Here is a 19,058-nt window from a genome sequence, read left to right as displayed (position 1 = left end):
GGTGCCCCCCTCATCCGCCCTTCGGGCACCTGACCGGGGTCGAGCCACGGGTCTCGACCCGTCCTTCGGACCCCCGATGGGTAGAAGGGGTTTTGCCGCAGCGTCTCGATTCCCTCTTCTCCCCCACGGGGAGAAGATGCCCGTAGGGCAGATGAGGGGGCCACACGGTACACCCTTCACGACCATCTTTCCGGGCGCCGACGTCCGCGCTCAGGCGCTTTCCGTCTGCGGCAGCGATTGCAACAACGTCTGGCGGGCCGAGCGGAGGTGGACGCGACAGGCGGCCTCGATCCTCTCCTGATCGCGGGCTTCCAGCGCTGCGATATAATCGAGATGTTCGTGGATCGCGCGCTCGTTGCGTTCGCGGGCGGCCGTCTTGTTCCACTGATAGTGATAGTGGAAGATGATGGCGATCGCGTCGTAGAAATCGGCAATGAAACGGTTCTTCGAGGCGCGATGGATCAAGAGGTGAAAGCGCTCGTCGAGGACCGAGAATTCCTTGAAGCGGTTATTGATATCGGAAAGCATGGAGAGGTGATCTTCCTTGATAACAGCAAGATCGGCCCAGGCTTGATTTCCCGCAGGAAGCTTGCCGAATTCGGCGGCCGAATGCAGTTCGAACATTTCGCGCACATCGGCGAGTTCCAAGGCGAATTCGCGGGTAAAACCCTTCAATGTCCAATGGCTGTTCGGCCGTTTTTCGATCAGCCCGAAGCGGGAGAAGCGAATCAGGAATTCACGCACGCTCGTGGTACCCGTGCCGATCTCGCGGGCAAGCTCCAGCTCGTTGATCTGCATGCCGGGGGCTGCTTCATCAGAGAGGATGCGCTGCATGAAGCTGCGCTCGATGATGTCGTGCAGTGAATCCGTCTCCTCCGAGGGAAAAAAGTCGCGGTCGATCGGCTGGCGCAGCACGATCTTCTGGCGCTTGTTCCAGCGGATGATGCCCTCATCGCTGAGCCGGGTCAGGATGGCGCGTGCCGTGCTGCGGCTGACGCCGAGCTGGGCGGCAATCTCCGGCTCGGAGGGCAGCGCGGTATCGGTGCGCAACGCTGCCGCATATCGATTATAGGCTTCCTTGAAGACCGTATTCTGCCTTGCCATCAGACCCTGCTTTCCGCCCAAGCGATACGGCGATGATCCCCGCTGCCAACAACGGGTACAGCCGGACCAGGAGCCTCTTCAGGCGACCTTTATCTTATTTTCGGTCGCCTGCGGCCGTTTGCCTCCCTCGTCCACAGGATCAATATTCCCGTTGACTTGAAAATGTTTATTGTAGATAAAAAACAAAATCAATGCGCATTCGTCGATGTAACGGGCGCAGAAGCGAACGTTTCGTCAGGGAGATGAAATTGGACAGACAGAATTGGATCATCCTGTCGGCCGGAGACAATGTCGCGGTCGCGACGGCGCCGATTGCTGAAGGATCTGATGTTGCGGGTGTGACGACACGGCAGAAGATCGACCCCGGCCACAAGATCGCCCTTACCGATATTCCGCAGGGCATGCCGGTCGTGAAATACGGCCAGGCGATCGGCCGCACGACTGATGATGTGAAGGCCGGCGACCACGTTCACAGCCATAATCTGCATTTCGAAAACGATCGCCTTGCTGCAACCGCCAACTCGGCTCCCGAAGAAGCGAGCGCTGAGGACAGAGCGCGGACCTTCATGGGTTATCGCCGCGCCGACGGGCGGGCTGCGACACGCAACTATATCGGCATCATCGCCAGCGTGAACTGTTCGACCACGGTGTGTCGGGCGATCGCCGACGAGGCCAACCGCACCATCCTGCCGCATTATGACGGGATCGACGGCTTCGTGCCGATCGTGCACGACCAGGGCTGCGGCATGAGCTCGACGGGTGACGGCATGAACGTGCTGCACCGCACACTTGCCGGCTACACGCGCCATGTGAATTTCGGCGGCGTGCTGATGATCGGGCTCGGCTGCGAGGTTAATCAGCTCACCCTTTACGGCCAGAGCGGTGCGGGCGCTTCCAAGCGGCATTTCAACATTCAGGACGCGGGCGGGTCCCGCCGGGCGGTCGAGCGCGCCATGGGCGTGCTGCGCGAAATCGCCGCCGATGTCGGCCGCGAAAAGCGCGTGCCGATGTCGATCGGCGAGATCATCATCGGGCTGCAGTGCGGCGGCTCCGACGGTTTTTCGGGCATTACCGCCAATCCGGCGCTCGGTGTCGCGGCCGACCTGCTGGCGGCTGCCGGCGGTACGGCGATCCTTTCGGAAACCTCCGAGATCTATGGTGCCGAGCATCTGCTGCGCAGCCGCGCGGTCAGCGAAGAGGTCGCCAGGAAGCTCGATGAGAAGATCGCCTGGTGGGAAGACTATGTCGCCCTGCATGGCGCTTCGCTCGACAACAATCCGTCTCCGGGCAACAAGCGCGGCGGCCTGACGACCATTCTCGAAAAGTCGCTCGGCGCCGTTGCCAAGGGCGGCCGCTCGCCGCTGACCGCCGTCTATGGTTATGCCGAGCGGGTCACGGCCCCCGGCCTCGTCTTCATGGATACGCCCGGATACGATCCGGTTTCCGCAACCGGCCAGGTAGCAGGCGGCGCGAACATGATCGCGTTCACGACTGGCCGCGGCAGCTGCTTCGGCTGTCGGCCCGCCCCCTCGCTGAAGCTCGCCAGCAATTCGGCGCTTTATACCTCGATGGAAGAGGATATGGACATCGATTGCGGCACGATCGTTACAGGTGACGCGACGATCAGCGGCAAGGGCCGCGAGATCTTCGATCTGATCGTCGATACGGCCTCCGGCAAGAAGACCAAAAGCGAAATTTTCGGTTACGGCGATAACGAATTCGTTCCGTGGCATCTCGGCGCCACGCTCTAAATAAAACATACTGAGTTTCAGGTCTTCACGAGGAGGAATGATGAAGACGAGGAGAATTGGCAAGACGGCGCTGGAGGTGACCGAAATCAGTTTCGGTGCGGCAGCGCTCGGCGGCCTTTACCGCGCCTGCCCGCGCGAGCAGGCGATGGAAACGCTGGAAACGGCGTGGGACCACGGCATCCGCTATTTTGATGTGGCGCCGTGGTATGGCCTCGGACTTGCCGAACGGCGCGTCGGCGATTTCCTGCGTGACAAGCCGGAAAACGATTATGTGCTGTCCACCAAGGTCGGCCGCCTATTGCGCCCGGTGCCGACTGGCACCGTTCCCGACTACAGCTATGTCGATCCGCTCTCCTTCGATGCCGATTACGACTATTCCTATGACGGCATCATGCGATCGGTGGAATTCAGCTATGCACGCCTTGGCTTGAACCGCATCGATATCCTCTTCGTTCATGACATCGGCGCCTATACGCATGGTGCGGCCAAGAATGCCGTGCATCTGAAGAATTTCCTCGATAGCGGCGTCAAGGCGCTGGAACAGCTGAAATCCTCGGGCGCGATCAAGGCTTTCGGCCTCGGCGTCAACGAGGTGCCTGTCTGCCTCGACGTGATGCGCAATGCCGACATCGACACGATCCTGATGGCCGGTCGCTATACCCTGCTCGACCGGTCGGCCGTTGCCGAACTCATTCCGCTCTGCCGGGAGAAGGGTACCTCACTCGTCGTCGGCGGCGTGTTCAATTCCGGCATTCTCGCAACCGGCCCGGTGCCGGGCTCGCATTTCGATTATATGCCGGCAACCGAGGAAGTACTCGCCAAGGTCGGCGCAATGGAAGAGGTGGCCAAGCGTCACGGCGTGCCGCTTGCCGCCCCTGCCCTGCAGTTTCCGCTGCGCGACCCGGTCGTCTCCTCGGTGCTGATCGGCACGGCGAAGCCTTCGAGCCTTACGCGCAACATGGAAAATTTCGAGCCGCAGCTTCCCGCCGACATCTATCCCGAATTCGAACCCTATACACTGGTCGCCGCGCCGCTCGGCGAAGAAGCCGTGCGGGTCTAAGGAGACACTATGCTTAAAGGTATTCATCCGCTTCTCGGCCCCGATCTGCTCTATGCGCTGAAGAGCATGGGGCATGGCGACGATATCGTCATTGCCGATGCCAATTTCCCTGCCAGCAGCATGGGGCCTGATGTCATCCGGGCCGATGGCGTCAGCGCCACTGCCATGGCCGAGGCGATCCTCACGCATATGCCGCTCGATACGTTCGTGCCGCAATCGGCATGGCGGATGGAAGTGGTCGGCGATCCCAAGGCCGTGCCGGAGGTTTGCGCCGAATTCCAGGAAATCGTCAGCCGGCGCGCGGGCGATTTTTCCATCGCATCGGTGGAACGCTTCGCCTTCTACGAGATGGCACGGAAGGCCGCCTATATCGTTGCGACCACCGAGTTCCGGCTCTATGGCAACCTGATTTTGAAGAAAGGCGTGGTGCACCCGCACGAGGTGCAATTCGACTGAGGACCGTATTTTAGGTCTTTATGTATTGGAAACGAAAACAAGTGGTTGGGAGAGAATTCAGCGGCTCAAAAAGGTGAAATCGCACACTTGCAATTTGCCTGCGCCTCGGCTAGCTTCCCATCGTAAATGTTTTTTATCGATAAAAATCGTCCGCCTGCGTTCAGCGGTCCGGTTTCATTGGAGGAGAACGCACCCTGAGAGGAGAACCCTTATGAGTATCGTGAAATCCATTCTGTCTCGCCGCGCCTTTACGGCACTTGCAGGCGCTGCCGTCATCGCCACGGCAATGCCGGCCGCGTCCTTTGCCGCCGAGGTAACGATCCCGATCATCGTCAAGGACACGACGTCCTTCTACTGGCAGATCGTTCTGGCCGGCGCTCGCCAGGCCGGCAAGGATCTCGGCGTCAACGTGCCGGAACTCGGCGCCCAGGCCGAATCCGACATCAACGGCCAGATCAGCATTCTTGAGAACGCCGTTGCCGGCAAGCCGGCCGCCATCGTCATCTCCCCCACCGAGTTCAAGGCACTCGGCAAGCCGATCGATGAAGCCGCCAAATCCGTTCCGATCATCGGCATCGACTCCGGCGCCGACTCCAAGGCATTCAAGTCGTTCCTGACGACCGACAACGTCCAGGGCGGGCGCATCGCTGCCGACGGTCTTGCCGCCGCCATCAAGGAAGCGACCGGCAAGGAAGAGGGCGAAGTCGTCATCCTGACCAACCTTCCCGGCGTCGGCTCGCTGGAACAGCGCCGCGAAGGCTTCCTGGATCAGGTCAAGACCAAGCATCCGGGCCTCAAGGTTATTGCCGACAAGTACGGCGACGGCCAGGCAACGACCGGCCTCAACATGATGACCGACCTGATCACGGCAAACCCGAACCTCGTCGGCGTCTTCGCCTCGAACCTCATCATGGCGCAGGGTGTCGGCCAGGCGATCGCCGAAAACAAGCTCGGCGACAAGATCAAGGTCATCGGCTTCGACAGCGACGACAAGACAGTCGGCTTCCTCAAGGATGGCGCGATTGCCGGCCTCGTCGTCCAGGACCCCTATCGCATGGGTTATGACGGCGTGAAGACCGCTCTTGCCGTGTCCAAGGGCGAGAAGGTTCCGGAAAATGTCGATACCGGCGCAAACCTCGTCACCAAGGCGAATATGGCCGATCCGAAGATCGACGCGCTGCTGAATCCGAAGATCAAGTAAAACGACAGGCGGGCCGCGCCGGCTTCAAAAACCGGCGCGGCTTTTTTCATCCATGGTATGGTTCACTAGGGATGGAGCAGAAGCGAGAAGAGGAGGAGAGGTCCATGGTCGGACTGGAAGAGGTCAGTCATCGCCACGATGACAGCGCGACGCTGAAAGAAGCCAATCGAATTCCCACCGGATCGCCCATCCTCGAACTGAAAGGCCTGCAGAAGAATTACGGCCACGTGCAGGCGCTGAAGCCCGCGACCATGACCTTCCTTGCCGGCGAAATCCACGCCATCGTCGGTGAAAACGGCGCCGGCAAATCCACCCTCATCAAATTGCTCACCGGCGTCATCACCCGCACGGCCGGCGAAGTGCTGTGGTGCGGCCATCCGGTGGGGCTGTCGACGCCAAACGAGGCAATCGCCCGCGGCATCAACGCCGTCCACCAGGAGGTCGTGCTCTGCCGGCATCTGACCGTGGCCGCCAATCTCTTCCTCGGCGACGAAGTCAACCGCTTCGGTATCATGCGCAAGAAGCAGATGGAGAAGATGGCGCAGGCCGTTCTCGACGATCTCGGCTTCGGCCTGCCGGCCGGTGCGCTTCTGAGTTCACTGACGATCGGTCAGCAGCAGCTCGTTGCCACCGCGCGCGCGGCCATGCGCGGCACGCAGTTCCTGATCTTCGACGAGCCGACCGCCTATCTCACCCGGCAGGAATCCGCACAGCTCTTCAAGCTGATCCGCCGCCTGCAGGGCGAGGGCGTCACCATCGTCTATATCAGCCACCGCATGGAGGAAGTCTTCGAGCTTGCCGACCGCGTCTCGGTGCTGCGTGACGGCACGCATGTCGGCACGCGCCTCATCGGCGAAACCAATGACGCCGAGCTGATTGCGCTCATGATCAACCGCTCGATCGAGCAGATCTACCACAAGGAAGACATTCCGATCGGCGAGACGATCCTCGACGTCAGGGGTCTTACCGGCCCGGGCTTCGAAGACGTGTCGCTGAGCGTCAAGGCAGGACAGATCGTCGGGCTCTATGGCCTGATCGGCGCCGGGCGCAGCGAATTTGCGCTCGGGCTCTACGGGCGCCAGCCGACAAGTGCGGGCGAGATCCACTGGATGGGCAAGCGCGTCGATATCAGGAACGAACGCACCGCCATGGAGCTCGGCATTGCGCTGGCGCCCGAGAGCCGGCGCGACCAGGGGCTCTGCCTCAACCTGCCGATCGGCCTCAACATCAACCTGCCGGTGTTCGGACGCCTCAGCCACGGTCCGGTCATCAATCACGCGCGCGAATCGGCCAATGCCGACAAGCAGATCCGCGATCTCAGCATCAAGACGCCGAGCCGGCGCGTTCCGGCCTCCAGCATGTCGGGCGGCAACCAGCAGAAGATCGTCATCGGCAAGTGGCTGAGCCACGGCGCCCGGCTGTTCATTTTCGACGAGCCGACCGTCGGCGTCGATGTCGGCACCAAGGCGGAAATCTACCGGCTGTTCGCCAAGCTGCTGAAGGAGGGGGCCGGCATTATCCTGATCTCTTCCTACCTGCCCGAGGTCTACGAACTGGCCGACCGGCTGCACGTCTTCCGCAGCGGCAAGCTCGTTGCAAGCCATGATTTCCACGCGGCGACGCATGAAGAAGTGCTCAGTGAAGCAATCGGCGTCTGAGCCAAAAGAATAAGAGGGAGAAAACTCATGACTGTCACCCCCACCGAAATCGTTGCGCCGCCGCCGCGTCGGAAGATGAACATCCTGTTCGGCCTGACGCTGATCGGCTTGCTGATCTTCCTCTGGATCGTGCTCGGCTTCGCGACAGCCAGTTTCTGGACGCCGCTCAACATCTCCAACCTGCTGCGCCAAGGCGCGATGACGGCGATCCTGGCGCTCGGCCAGACCTTCGTCATCATCACCGCCGGCATCGACCTTTCTGTCGGCGCAATCGTCGGCTTCTGCACCGTCATCATCGCCTGGCTGCTGCAGGCCGGCGTCCCGCTCTGGGGGGCGATCGTGCTGACGCTCGCAATCGGTGTCGCGATCGGCGCCTTCCATGGCTTCGGCATCGTGCATATGGGCCTGCCGCCCTTCATCATCACGCTGGCGACGCTGACATCGCTGCGTGGCATCGGCCTACTGATCACCAACGGCTCGACCATCAGCATCACCGACGAGGGCTTCAGCAATTTCGCACGAGCTGATTTCCTCGGTATCCCCAGCCTGTTCTGGATGGTGATCCTGATAGCGATCCCCTCCTTCGTCTTCCTGCATCTGAGCCGCTGGGGCCGCTATCTCTTCGCGGTCGGTTCGAATGCGGAAGCCGCGCGTCTTTCCGGCGTCAACGTCAAGGGGATGATCTATCTCGCCTATATCCTGTCGGCCTCGTTCGCCGCCTTCGTCGGCGTGCTGCTCGCCTCGCGTATCGCAATCGGCAACGCGACACAGGCCGACGGCTGGGAACTGCAGGCGATCGCTTCCTCCGTCATCGGCGGCACGTCGCTCTTCGGAGCCGTCGGCTCCGTGCATGGTCCGCTGATCGGCGCCTTCATTCTGGCGACCATCAACAACGGCGCAAACCTCCTGAACGTCAACTCGTTCTGGCAGCGCATCATTACCGGCCTGCTGATCATCGTGATCGTCTATTTCGACCAGCTTCGCCGGCGCCGGGCGGGCTGAGCGAGATACAAAACGAAGCCGGCCCAGAGGGCCGGCTTTCTTCATTTCAGCAATGCGAGAACCACCATGAAAGCAGTCCTTTGCCGCGAACCCGGCGTCCTCGATCTCGTCGAGCGCCCCTCTCCCGAAAAACCTGTTGCCGGTTGGGTACGGCTTGCCGTCAGCCATGTCGGCATCTGCGGCACGGATTACCACATCTTCGAGGGCAAGCACCCGTTCCTCGAGTATCCGCGCGTCATGGGCCATGAGATCTCGGCGACCGTGCTGGAAGCCGGTGACGGGGTGGCGATGGCCATTGGTACACCCGTGATCGTCAACCCTTACCTCTCTTGCGGGAGCTGCGTCGCGTGCCGCCAGGGCAAGCCGAACTGCTGCACCAATATCAAGGTTCTCGGGGTTCATACGGACGGTGCTTTCTGCGAGGAGATCGTGGTGCCGGCCAGCAATCTCTATGCCGCCAAGGGACTGAGCCTGGAGGCGGCCGCGACCACCGAATTCCTGGCGATCGGAGCGCATGCCGTGCGTCGCTCCATGGCATCAGCCGGTTCGCGCTCGCTCGTTATCGGCGCAGGTCCGATCGGCCTCGGCGCGGCAATCTTCTCACGCATTGCCGGTCATGATGTGACGCTGCTGGATACGAGTGCGGAACGGCTGCAGATGGCGTCGGAACGCTTCGGGTTCGCGTCAGGGATCGTCGCCAATGATGGGACAGCCGATGCCGTGAAGGCGAAAACGGATGGTGATGGCTTCGATGTAGTGTTCGACGCGACGGGCTATGGGCCGTCGATGGAAAAAGCCTTCAGCTTTGTGGCCCATGGCGGCGCACTGGTGCTCGTCAGCGTCGTGAAGGACGATATCCGCTTTTCCGATCCGGAATTCCACAAGCGGGAGATGATGGTCATCGGCAGCCGCAACGCGACGCGTATCGATTTCGAGCATGTTGCAGATTCGATCGCCAAGGGCCTGGTCCCGGTCGACAAGCTCATCACCCACCGCACGACGCTTGCCGATGCGCCGCGCGACCTTGCGCGCTGGGCGCATGAGAAGAGCGGCCTGATCAAGGCCGTCATCAAGGTCGCGGCTTAAACGGTCTCGATTGCGGCGCGCATCTGGCGGACGACATCGACGTCCGTCCGGTTTGAGGTCGGCACATCGAAGCCGAAGGAGACGGCGCGCGGATCGGCGCTGGCAACGGCCGAGCTGCAGGAGCCGTGAACTTCGTGCGCGCCCGTTGCCCGCAGGATCTCGACGACATTGGCCGGGCGCACGCCGCTGCCCGGCATGATGGAGATGCGGCCGGCAGCCTTGGCGGAGATGCGCTTCAGCGTTTCGAGCCCATCCATTGCCTTCGGCACACAGCCCGAGGTGAGGATGCGCTCGCAGCCGAGTTCGACCGCCTGCTCCAGTGCCGCATCCGGATCCGGCACGAGGTCGAAAGCGCGATGCAGCGTCGAGCCAAGGCCCTCGGCATGCGCCTTCAGGCGGTGAATGAGCGGCATATCGAGCGTGCCGTCCGGTCGGTTGGCGCCGATGACGACGCCGGCGAGGCCTGCAACCCTGACAGCATCGATATCGGAAAGCATCGCCTTCTCATCCGTCGCGTCGAAGATGAAAGGGCCGGCATGCGGGCGGATCATTGCATAGACGGGAATCGGGGCTTCGGCCGCAATCCGCATCAGGCTCGGGAGCGGCGTCAGCCCGCCAAGCTCGAGCGCCGAGCAGAGCTCGATACGGCCGGCGCCGCCCTCGATCGCAGCCGCGAGGCCCTGAGCGCTATCGACGCATACTTCCAGCAAAACCGTCATATCTCGAATCCTTTTCGCTCTGCGTAGTCTGTTTAAGCGACGGCGAGATTTTGCGCGACAGGCGCCGGGATAATTTTTGCCGCGGTCGCGATCAGCAAGTCACAAGCGTCAGCCGCGGCTTTCCGATGATTGAAGGCCACGTGGTAGGACATCAGCATCGGCTCGGCGAGTTCGACGATGCGCACCCGATCGGCAATCGGCATGGCGCTGACGCGGCCGAGGAAGGAGACATAGCCGTGATTGGCGACGAGATCGACGATGACGGGCAGCGAATCCGCCGCGGTGATGTCGCGGTCGCGAAGGCGGCGATGCAGGGTGCGGTCATAGCCGAAGGTCATGGCGGCATGGCCGATACCGGTGCGCGGGCTCGGCGTGCAGATGGGATGGCTGGCGACAAGCTCGGCGGCGGTTGCTTCCATACTGTCAGGCGGGGCGATCGCCACCATTTCGGTGCGCAGCAATTCGCGATGGCGGAAACTCTCAAGGCCGAAAACGGAATCGAGGATCGCGACGTCGATACGCCCGGATTTGAGCGCTTCGCGCAGATCGTCGGCGGTCATCGAAACGAGCGATAAAGCATTCTTGTTGCGGCCGGCATTCCACTCGGCAACGAGGCTACCCAGGCAGCGCGCGACCCAGCTTTCCGAGCCCGTGGGGATGATGGCGCCGATGCGCAGTGAACGAGCGGTGCGCTGGTAGCGTTCGTCTGCTGTGGATTTCAGTTCGTTCCAGGCGAGGCTGATGGTCGAAAAGACCGTATAGGCGAAGCGGCCTTCCTCCGTCAGCGCCGAGCCTTGCGCCTGACGCTCGAAGAGCCTGCCTCCGAAGAATTTCTCAAGATTGGCAATCTGCAATGAAAGCTGCGGCTGACCAAGGCGAAGGCGGCGGGCCGCGCGATTGATGCTCCCCTGATCGGCAACCTCGAGGTAACGTTCCATGGTGACGAGCTTGACGGGGATGCGGGCGGCCCATTGTCCGTAAGCTTGCGGTTCACGATGACCAAGCTTGTCGCCAAGCTGGCCTGTTGCAGCAAGGATCGGCGCCAATCCCTCCAGCACTCTGCCTCCGGCAAGCAGAATGACCAGTTCGCCCGAGGAACGCTCGGCGAGCTTCAGGGCCAGCTCCGTCTCCAGATTATCGATCGCTGCCGATACGGTCGAGACGGAGATGTTGAAGCGACGCGCAGTCTCGCGCATCGAGCCTGAGGACAGGACCTGGCTTGCGATGAAGAGGGCGCCGAGATGCAAGGCTTTCTCCGGAAACTACTGAAAAGGCGGAGGATATGACGTGTTCGTGAAAAAAGATATCCCTGCCCATGGAGGTGCAGGCTATCGTTCACTCAATCAAGAAATCCGGGCGGCGACAGAACCGATCAGAAGCACCGGAACACCGTGGAAACACGCAAGGGGACAAAAACAAATCGCGCCGACCCTGGAAAAGGGAATGCAATTCCGCGCGCGGACCTGCATTGACAGCCATAATCGCGCCGCGAGAGCGAATACTGGAGGGGGATTGCATCGATTTTTCGGTGATGCACACTATTTCCATGACGCACGTATTTCCGGCATGATGGCCTCTGGCTTGCCTGCCGGCAGGAATTGGTGCGCGCAGGCTTCACGTTCGGGGTTTTCGCGCCGTTTATCGGTGTTCAACCAAGGGGATAATCATGCTTACGAAAATCGCACTTGCCGTTTCGCTTTCCGTCTTTGCGGCCGGCGCGGCGCACGCCGCAGACGTCGTCGTTTCATCGAAGATCGATACCGAAGGCACGCTGCTCGGCAACGTCATCGCGCTCGCGCTGGAAGCCAACGGCATCAAGACGCAGGACCGCATCGCGCTCGGCGCAACGCCTGTCGTACGCAAGGCGATCACCGCTGGCGAAATCGACATCTACCCGGAATATACGGGCAATGCCGGCTTCTTCTTCAACAAGGCCGATGACGCCGCGTGGAAGAACCTCGAGCAGGGTTACCAGGAAGCCAAGAAGCTCGACTACGACGCCAACAAGATCGTCTGGCTGACGCCTTCGCCGGCCAACAACACCTGGGCGCTCGCCGTGCGCAACGACGTTGCCGGCCCGAACAACCTCAAGACCATGTCCGACTTCGGCAAGTGGGTTTCGGGCGGCGGTGCCGCCAAGCTTGCGGCTTCTGCCGAATTCGTGAACTCGGCCGGCGCCCTGCCCGCCTTCCAGACCACCTATGGCTTCACGCTGAAGCCGGACCAGGAAGTCGTGCTTTCGGGCGGTGACACGGCTGCAACCATCAAGGCTGCGGCCGACCAGACCAACGGCGTCAACACCGCCATGGTCTACGGCACGGATGGCGCTATCGAAGCGGCCGAGCTGACGGTTCTCGAAGACGACAAGAGCGTGCAGCAGGTCTATGCCCCGACCCCGATCATCCGCGAAGCGGTGCTGCAGGCAAACCCGAAGATCCAGGAAATCCTGGCTCCGATCTTCCAGAGCCTGACGGCAGACGAGCTGCGCAAGCTCAACGCCAAGATCCAGGTCGATGGCGAGCCGGCCAAGTCCGTTGCCGAAGCCTATCTGAAGGAAAAAGGCTTCCTGAAGTAATTGCCTGATGCCCCGCCTGACGATCGGGCGGGGCACTTTCCGGACAGGGTTGGATCGATGGAAGAAACCTTAGCGGTCCGCAAGCTGGATCGGCTCGGCGTGGTACTGGTGGCAGGCGGCATTGTGGCGACGGCGCTTCTGCCTTTCATCTATGTGAAGGCAAACCGTATCGCCGCCGGCAAGCCGATGCTGCTGACGCAGCTTCTTCCCCAGACTTCCGTCGTCATCCTGTTGGCTCTGCTGGTTGCCACAGCCTTGGCAACGCTCTTCCTGCGCAACGCTTTCATCCGGCTCGCCCTCGGCACGCTTTGCCTTGCGGGGCTGATCGCCGCCATCGGGCTGACGGCGACGGCTGCGACACCGCCCGGCAGCACCGTGGCACGCATGACGCCCGGCGGGAGTTTCTGGGTGCTGTTCGGGGTCATCGGCCTCATCATCTCCGACGCGCTGGTGAAGATCCGGCTGACGCCGTGGATGCGGGTTGCAGCACTTGTCGCCTATACGGCTCTGCTCGGCATCTGCCTCTCCTCCGGCCTGCTCGACAGCCTGTCGATCCTCAGGGAATTCTCTACGCGTTCAGCGCAGTTCTGGACCGAAGCTTATTCCCATCTGCTTCTCGCCTTCGGCTCGCTTGCCATTGCCATCGTTCTCGGGTTGCCGCTCGGCATCCTCTGTTTCTGGGTACCGAAGCTGCGCGCCATCGTGCTGCAGACGCTGAGCCTGATCCAGACCATCCCGAGCCTTGCGCTCTTCGGTATTCTGATGTTGCCGCTCGGCTATCTCGCCGCGAACGTGCCGCTTGCGGCCGATATCGGCATTCGCGGCATCGGCACCGCGCCCGCGCTGATCGCGCTCGTGCTCTACTCGCTGCTGCCGATCGTTGCCAATACCGTGGTCGGCCTCGAAGGCGTCGACCCTTCCGTGCGCGATGCTGCGGCCGGCATGGGGCTGACACGCGGGCAGATCCTCACTGGAATCGACCTGCCGCTCGCCTTTCCGGTGATCCTCACCGGCATCCGCATCGTTCTCGTGCAGGCGATCGGTATGGTGACGATCGCCGCGCTGATCGGCGGCGGCGGCTTCGGCATCTTCATCTTCCAGGGGCTTGGCCAGACGGCCATGGACCTCGTCCTGCTCGGCGCCGTGCCGACCGTTTTCTTCGCCTTCTCCTCGGCCGTCATCCTCGATGCGGTCATCGAAAGCATCCAGGGGCCAGCCGCATGAGCATGATCGAGATCAGGAACGTCACCAAGCGCTACGGCTCGGCAACCGTCGTCGACAATGTCTCCATTGATGTCGAGAAAGGTTCGATCACCGTCATCGTCGGCACGTCGGGTTCCGGCAAATCGACGCTGATGCGGATGATCAACCGGCTGGTGCCGATCACCGAAGGCCAGATCTTCGTCGGCGGGCAGAACATAATGGACGTGCCGGCAACCGAGCTTCGCCGCAAGATCGGTTATGCGATCCAGGGGCATGGCCTCTTTCCGCACCGGACGGTCGCACAGAATATCGCCACCGTGCCGGAACTTCTCGGCTGGGATGCCGATCGCACCGACAGGCGTGTGAAGGAGCTGCTTGGCCTCTTCAATCTCGACCCGGCAAGTTTCGCGGAAAAATATCCGCATCAATTGTCGGGTGGCCAGCAGCAGCGCGTCGGCGTTGCCCGGGCGCTGGCGGCCGAGCCGGAACTGCTGCTGATGGACGAGCCCTTCGGCGCGCTCGATCCCGTCATCCGCGGCAAGGCACAGGACGACCTGCTGGCGATCCAGAAGCAGTTCGGCACGACAGTTGTGCTCGTCACGCATGACATGGACGAGGCCTTCCATCTCGGCAACCAGATCGCCGTGATGAGCGGCGGCAAGCTTCTGCAATGCTCGACGCCGGAGAAGATCCTGACGGAGCCTGCCGATCCCTTCGTGCAGCAACTGACCGGCACGTCCGACCGGGCGCTGAAGCTGATGTCGCTGACGCCGCTGAAGGACAGCATGCAGCCTGCCAAGCCCGGCTTGCCCTATTCGCTGGCGCAGTCGCTGAACCTGCGCGATGCGCTTGCCGAAATGATCTGGCAGGGCGTCGACGAGGCGGCCGTGCAGGATGCGAACAAGGCGCCTGTGGGTTCGATCTCCATGGAGCGGCTGCTCGAACTGGGCCGCAAGGCATGAAGTTTCTCGTCGCCAATCTGTTTCGCGCGCTGGCGCTGGTGATACTGCTCATCCTGATCTTCAGGACGGAGTGGCTGTCCTTCATGCTGGTGCCGCTGACCAACAACAATGCGCCGCCAGTCTATACGCAGAACAGCCTCGCTTCTCTGGCGCTCGGACATCTGGAACTGGTTTTCGTCTCCATCATCGGCAGCGCTGTGCTTGCCGTGCTCGGCGGCATTTTCGTCACCCGCCCGAGCGGCGCCGACTTCCTGCCGCTGTCGCGCGCCATTGCCAATGCCGGCCAGACCTTTCCGCCGGTCGCCGTGCTGGCGCTTGCCGTTCCCGCCACCGGCTTCGGTGCCGCACCGACGCTGATTGCGCTCTTTCTCTACGGCCTGCTGCCAATCTTCGAGAATACGGTCGCGGGCCTCAAGCAGGTCTCGCCGCAGGTGCTGGATGCCGCCGACGGCATGGGCATGAACGGCACGCAGCGTCTCTTCCAGGTCGAGTTGCCGCTGGCCTTGCCGCTGATCCTCGAAGGGCTGAAGGTTGCAACCGTCATCAATATCGGCACGGCGACGATCGGCTCGACGGTTGCGGCAAAGGGTCTCGGCGAGGTCATCATTGCCGGCCTGATCTCCGACAATACGGCCTTCATCCTGCAGGGTGGGTTGATCGTCGGCCTGATGGCGGTGCTGATCTATGATGTCGTCGGCATGCTGGAAGGCGCAATCACGCGCAGAATGGGCTTGCGTCCAGCTTGAAAGGGCGGCTACCAAGGCAGCGGAGACAGTAGTAATGGGAGACCCGCTTTGGCCAAAATGATCCATTCCATGATCCGCGTGTTGGACGAGGTGCGCTCGGTCGAATTCTACAGCAAAGTCTTCGGGCTCAAGGTTGCCGACCGTGTCGATTTCGAGACCTTTACGCTGATCTATATGAGCAATGAAGAGACCGGCTTCGAGCTGGAACTGACGGTCAACAAGGGCCGTATCGAGCCCTATAATCTCGGCGATGCCTATGGGCATCTGGCTGTTTCCGTTCAGGAAGTGCAGGTCGAGCACAAGCGGTTGACGGATCTCGGCCTCAATCCCGGCAAGCTCGTGGAACTCAACCGCGACGGCAAGCTGTTCGGGCTGTTCTTCTTCATCACCGATCCTGACGGCTACAAGATCGAAGTGCTGCAGCGCTACGGCCGTTTTCAATAGGATAAGAGGCTGACATGATTGGGAGGAGAGACCTTCATAGAGGCTGGACGCTTTCCTGTAACGATACAGTAAGGACCGGCCTGCCCGCTTCGATTCCGGCGGCGGTGCCTGGCTGCGTGCATCTCGACCTGCTCGCAAACCGGCTGATCCCCGATCCCTATCTCGATATCAACGAAATCACCAATGACTGGATCGGCAAGACGGAATGGGTCTACCGGCTGGGTTTCGAGGCCGAGCCTGATGGGACCCAAGTGCAGGAACTGGTCTTCGACGGTATCGATACGATTGCGACCATCCAAGTGAATGGCGAGGAGATCGGCCGCACCTTCAACATGCACCGCACCTATCGCTTCGACGTTTCGTCGCTGCTCCGGCATGGTGAAAACGAACTCAGCGTCACCTTCCATTCCGCCTATGCCTATGGTGCGGAGATGGAGAAGCATTACGGCTACCGCCCCAACAATTATCCGGGACCGGGCAATCTGATGCGGAAGATGGCCTGCAATTTCGGCTGGGACTGGGGTCCGACGCTGGTCACGGCCGGGCTCTGGAAGCCGGTGCGGCTGGAGACCTGGGATCGGGCGCGGCTTGCCGATGTCAGAGTTTCTGCCACGCTTGCAGGCGGTGATGGACTGGTCAGGGTGCATGCACGAGTGGCGAGACATGGCGAGGCTGTGCCGGCGACTTTGACTGCGGAGATTGGCGGCGTGACGCAGACTGTTGCGATCGATGCCGGTACGGACGAAGTATCCTTCGACATCCGTGTGCCCTCGCCGCAGCTCTGGTGGCCGCATCATCTCGGCGCGCAGCCACTTTATCCGCTCGACATCCGGCTGCTGGACCTCAGCGGCAATTTACTTGACCTCTATTCCAAAGAGATCGGCTTCCGTTCGCTGCGGCTCGATACCGCACCGGATGCCCACGGCTCGGCCTTCACCTTTATTATCAACGACGTGCCGATCTTTGCCTGCGGCGCCAACTGGATACCGGATGATTGTTTCCCTTCACGCGTGACGGCGGAGCGTTATGCAGCGCGGATCGACGAGGCGAAGGCCGCCAACATCAACCTGCTGCGGGTCTGGGGCGGCGGCATCTTCGAGCGGGATGAGTTCTACGAGGCCTGCGACCGGGCCGGTATGCTCGTCTGGCAGGATTTTCTTTTTGCCTGCGCCTCCTATCCGGAAGAGGAGCCGCTACGGGGTGAAATCATCGCCGAGGTGCGCGACAATGTCGTGCGGCTGATGCCGCATGCATCGCTGATCATCTGGAACGGCAATAACGAGAATATCTGGGGCTTTGACGAGTGGGGCTGGCGACCGATCATCAAGGACGGTGTCAGCTGGGGGCTCGGCTATTATCTCGATGTCCTGCCGAAGCTTTGCGCTGAACTCGATCCCGACAGGCCCTACTATCCCGGCAGCCCCTATTCCGGCTCCATGGATATCGAGCCGAATGACGACCAGCATGGCTGCAAGCATATCTGGGATGTGTGGAACGACGTCGGTTACGAAGTCTACCGCAATTACATTCCGCGCTTCTGCTCCGAATTCGGCTGGCAGGCGCCGCCGGCATGGGCGACGCTGCAGGAAAGTGTGCATGACGAACCGCTGACGCCGGAATCGCGCGGCGTCTTCCATCACCAGAAGGCGACGCAGGGCAATGACAAGCTCATCAAGGGGCTTGCAGGACACCTGCCCGTGCCGCAGACGATGGATGACTGGCATTTTGCAACACAGCTCAATCAGGCCCGCGCCATCCGCTTCGCGATCGAGCACATGCGCTCGCATCGCGATATCTGCAAGGGCGCGGTCGTCTGGCAGTTCAATGACTGCTGGCCGGTCACGTCATGGGCAGCGCTCGATTCCGTCGGGCGGCGCAAGCCGCTCTGGTATGCGATGCAGCAGGCCTTCCACCCTCGCCTGCTGACGATCCAGCCGCGCGGTAAAGGCCTTTCGGCCGTCGCCGTCAACGAACAGACCCTGTTCTGGCGCTCGAAGATCAGCGGCAAGCGCATGCGGCTGGATGGCACGGTGCTGGCGGAGTTCGAATTCTGGCGGCTGCTCTGCGATCGTTTCGAAGCGAAGGAATTTGCTCTGCCTGAGGATATCGCAACAGCCGGCTTGGCGAATGAGGAAGTCATCGTCGTCCAGATGCTGGACAAGCGCGCCTTCCATTATTTTGTCGAGGATGTCGATTTGAAGCTTCCCGCACCGGAGCTTGGTATTTCGCTGGCAAGGTCGGTTGACGGCTATGAGGTTACCGTAGCGGCGAAGAGCTTCCTTAAGGATCTCTGTCTGATGGCGGACCGGCTTGATCCCGCGGCCGTGGTGGATTCGATGCTGGTAACTCTTCTGCCCGGCGAAAGCCATGTCTTCCGCGTGGCAACCGACAAGCAGCTCTCGGTCGAGGATATCGTAGTTGGCACGGTGCTGCGCTCAGCCAACGACCTCGTGACCGCAAAATGAAAGGCCCCGCTCTCGCGGGGCCTCTGCCGGCTCGTCCTCGCGGGCGACGTTACATCCAGTAGGGCGGCACGCCATAATAATCATACACGCGGCGGCCATTATCGTTGTACCAGGTGTCATCGTCATCCGCGTAGCTCGGCGCGCCTTCGATCTGGTCCTTGGTGAGATCGATGCGGTAGCCGTCCAGCTGGGTATCGTAGGTCAGCTTTTCCCACGGCAGCGGATAGTGATCATTGCCGATGCCGAGGAAGCCGCCGAAACTCAGAACAGCGTAAGCGACGCGACCGTCCTGCTTCCCGAGGATGAGACGTTCGATGGAACCGATGTGTTTGCCATCGGCGCCATAGACGCGGGTGCCTTCGACGCGGTCGCTGGCGATCAGCGTCGGCGTATCCTTCACATTCGGGTCACGGCGAGTGGCGTCGGCATCCTGATTGAGCATGTGCACCTCCTTTGTCGTTTCCTCGTGGTTCATCCCACACCCCAAAAACGTACCCTGTGCTTCAAAGTTCCCTCACGCATGATGTTCGTATGCACCGGCGAGATATTGACGTTTACGTCAAGGTTATTGTAGCTTCAATCCGCTTGAACCGTTCAAGCAATGGCATAAGCTGCCTTGACGGAAG

17 protein-coding genes are annotated in these 19,058 nt (G+C 61.3%); 13 read left to right on the top strand and 4 right to left on the bottom strand.

The window, feature by feature from the left end:
- Nucleotides 1-210: 210 nt before the first annotated feature.
- Nucleotides 211-1,104: a GntR family transcriptional regulator gene (locus tag FHT82_RS08100; RefSeq protein ID WP_183728190.1), complete on the bottom strand. Its 894-nt coding sequence runs from the start codon at nucleotides 1,102-1,104 to the stop codon at nucleotides 211-213.
- A 248-nt stretch (nucleotides 1,105-1,352) separates the two neighbouring features.
- Here FHT82_RS08100 and FHT82_RS08095 point away from each other — a divergent pair, with 248 nt between their 5' ends.
- From FHT82_RS08095 to FHT82_RS08065, 7 genes are all read left to right on the top strand, one after another.
- Nucleotides 1,353-2,855: an altronate dehydratase family protein gene (locus FHT82_RS08095; protein ID WP_183728187.1), complete on the top strand. Its 1,503-nt coding sequence runs from the start codon at nucleotides 1,353-1,355 to the stop codon at nucleotides 2,853-2,855.
- 40 nt (nucleotides 2,856-2,895) lie between these two features.
- Complete coding sequence (locus FHT82_RS08090) at nucleotides 2,896-3,915, top strand: aldo/keto reductase (protein ID WP_183729194.1); 1,020 nt, start codon at nucleotides 2,896-2,898, stop codon at nucleotides 3,913-3,915.
- A gap of 9 nt (nucleotides 3,916-3,924) precedes the next feature.
- A complete protein-coding gene (locus FHT82_RS08085) occupies nucleotides 3,925-4,371 on the top strand; it encodes an RbsD/FucU domain-containing protein (RefSeq protein ID WP_183728184.1) in 447 nt (148 codons plus the stop codon).
- Nucleotides 4,372-4,582: 211 nt separating this feature from the next.
- Nucleotides 4,583-5,572 (top strand): ABC transporter substrate-binding protein, encoded by a 990-nt coding sequence (locus FHT82_RS08080; RefSeq protein WP_183728181.1) that lies wholly within the window; start codon nucleotides 4,583-4,585, stop codon nucleotides 5,570-5,572.
- 104 nt (nucleotides 5,573-5,676) lie between these two features.
- Nucleotides 5,677-7,230 (top strand): sugar ABC transporter ATP-binding protein, encoded by a 1,554-nt coding sequence (locus tag FHT82_RS08075; RefSeq protein ID WP_183728178.1) that lies wholly within the window; start codon nucleotides 5,677-5,679, stop codon nucleotides 7,228-7,230.
- A gap of 27 nt (nucleotides 7,231-7,257) precedes the next feature.
- A complete protein-coding gene (locus FHT82_RS08070; protein ID WP_183728175.1) occupies nucleotides 7,258-8,232 on the top strand; it encodes an ABC transporter permease in 975 nt (324 codons plus the stop codon).
- Nucleotides 8,233-8,298: 66 nt separating this feature from the next.
- Nucleotides 8,299-9,318 (top strand): zinc-binding alcohol dehydrogenase family protein, encoded by a 1,020-nt coding sequence (locus FHT82_RS08065; protein WP_183728172.1) that lies wholly within the window; start codon nucleotides 8,299-8,301, stop codon nucleotides 9,316-9,318.
- Here the strand turns inward: FHT82_RS08065 and FHT82_RS08060 are convergent.
- Nucleotides 9,315-10,037, bottom strand: coding sequence for a copper homeostasis protein CutC (locus tag FHT82_RS08060; RefSeq protein WP_183728170.1), 723 nt, complete (start codon nucleotides 10,035-10,037; stop codon nucleotides 9,315-9,317). The two genes, FHT82_RS08065 and FHT82_RS08060, sit on opposite strands and share 4 nt — an antisense overlap.
- Before the next feature lie 32 nt (nucleotides 10,038-10,069).
- Complete coding sequence (locus FHT82_RS08055; protein WP_183728167.1) at nucleotides 10,070-11,284, bottom strand: LysR family transcriptional regulator; 1,215 nt, start codon at nucleotides 11,282-11,284, stop codon at nucleotides 10,070-10,072.
- Between the two features lie 419 nt (nucleotides 11,285-11,703).
- Between FHT82_RS08055 and FHT82_RS08050 the strand changes: the two genes are divergently transcribed.
- From FHT82_RS08050 to FHT82_RS08025, 6 genes are read left to right on the top strand one after another with little or no spacing between them, the layout of a single operon-like run.
- Nucleotides 11,704-12,612 carry an ABC transporter substrate-binding protein gene (locus tag FHT82_RS08050; RefSeq protein WP_183728164.1) on the top strand — a complete coding sequence of 303 codons (909 nt, stop codon included), beginning with the start codon at nucleotides 11,704-11,706 and terminating at the stop codon, nucleotides 12,610-12,612.
- Between the two features lie 57 nt (nucleotides 12,613-12,669).
- Nucleotides 12,670-13,836 (top strand): ABC transporter permease, encoded by a 1,167-nt coding sequence (locus FHT82_RS08045; RefSeq protein ID WP_183728161.1) that lies wholly within the window; start codon nucleotides 12,670-12,672, stop codon nucleotides 13,834-13,836.
- The gene (locus FHT82_RS08040; RefSeq protein WP_183728158.1) at nucleotides 13,833-14,777 is read left to right on the top strand and encodes an ABC transporter ATP-binding protein; all 945 of its coding nucleotides are present in this window, start codon (nucleotides 13,833-13,835) and stop codon (nucleotides 14,775-14,777) included. Before FHT82_RS08045 ends, FHT82_RS08040 begins: the two co-directional genes overlap by 4 nt.
- On the top strand, nucleotides 14,774-15,523 hold the full coding sequence (locus FHT82_RS08035) for an ABC transporter permease (protein ID WP_183728154.1): 750 nt from the start codon (nucleotides 14,774-14,776) through the stop codon (nucleotides 15,521-15,523). The genes FHT82_RS08040 and FHT82_RS08035 overlap by 4 nt, the downstream gene beginning before the upstream one ends.
- A 48-nt stretch (nucleotides 15,524-15,571) precedes the next feature.
- Nucleotides 15,572-15,967: a VOC family protein gene (locus tag FHT82_RS08030; RefSeq protein WP_183728151.1), complete on the top strand. Its 396-nt coding sequence runs from the start codon at nucleotides 15,572-15,574 to the stop codon at nucleotides 15,965-15,967.
- Between the two features lie 14 nt (nucleotides 15,968-15,981).
- A complete protein-coding gene (locus FHT82_RS08025; protein WP_183728149.1) occupies nucleotides 15,982-18,432 on the top strand; it encodes a glycoside hydrolase family 2 protein in 2,451 nt (816 codons plus the stop codon).
- A 49-nt stretch (nucleotides 18,433-18,481) separates the two neighbouring features.
- Here the strand turns inward: FHT82_RS08025 and FHT82_RS08020 are convergent, their stop codons facing one another.
- Nucleotides 18,482-18,874 (bottom strand): PRC-barrel domain-containing protein, encoded by a 393-nt coding sequence (locus tag FHT82_RS08020; protein ID WP_183728146.1) that lies wholly within the window; start codon nucleotides 18,872-18,874, stop codon nucleotides 18,482-18,484.
- Nucleotides 18,875-19,058 lie beyond the last annotated feature (184 nt).

Origin of the sequence: Rhizobium sp. BK275, from assembly GCF_014193555.1 — a bacterium.
In the GTDB taxonomy this organism is placed as follows: Bacteria; Pseudomonadota; Alphaproteobacteria; order Rhizobiales; family Rhizobiaceae; genus Rhizobium.
This window is presented reverse-complemented; position numbering and strand designations above follow the sequence as displayed.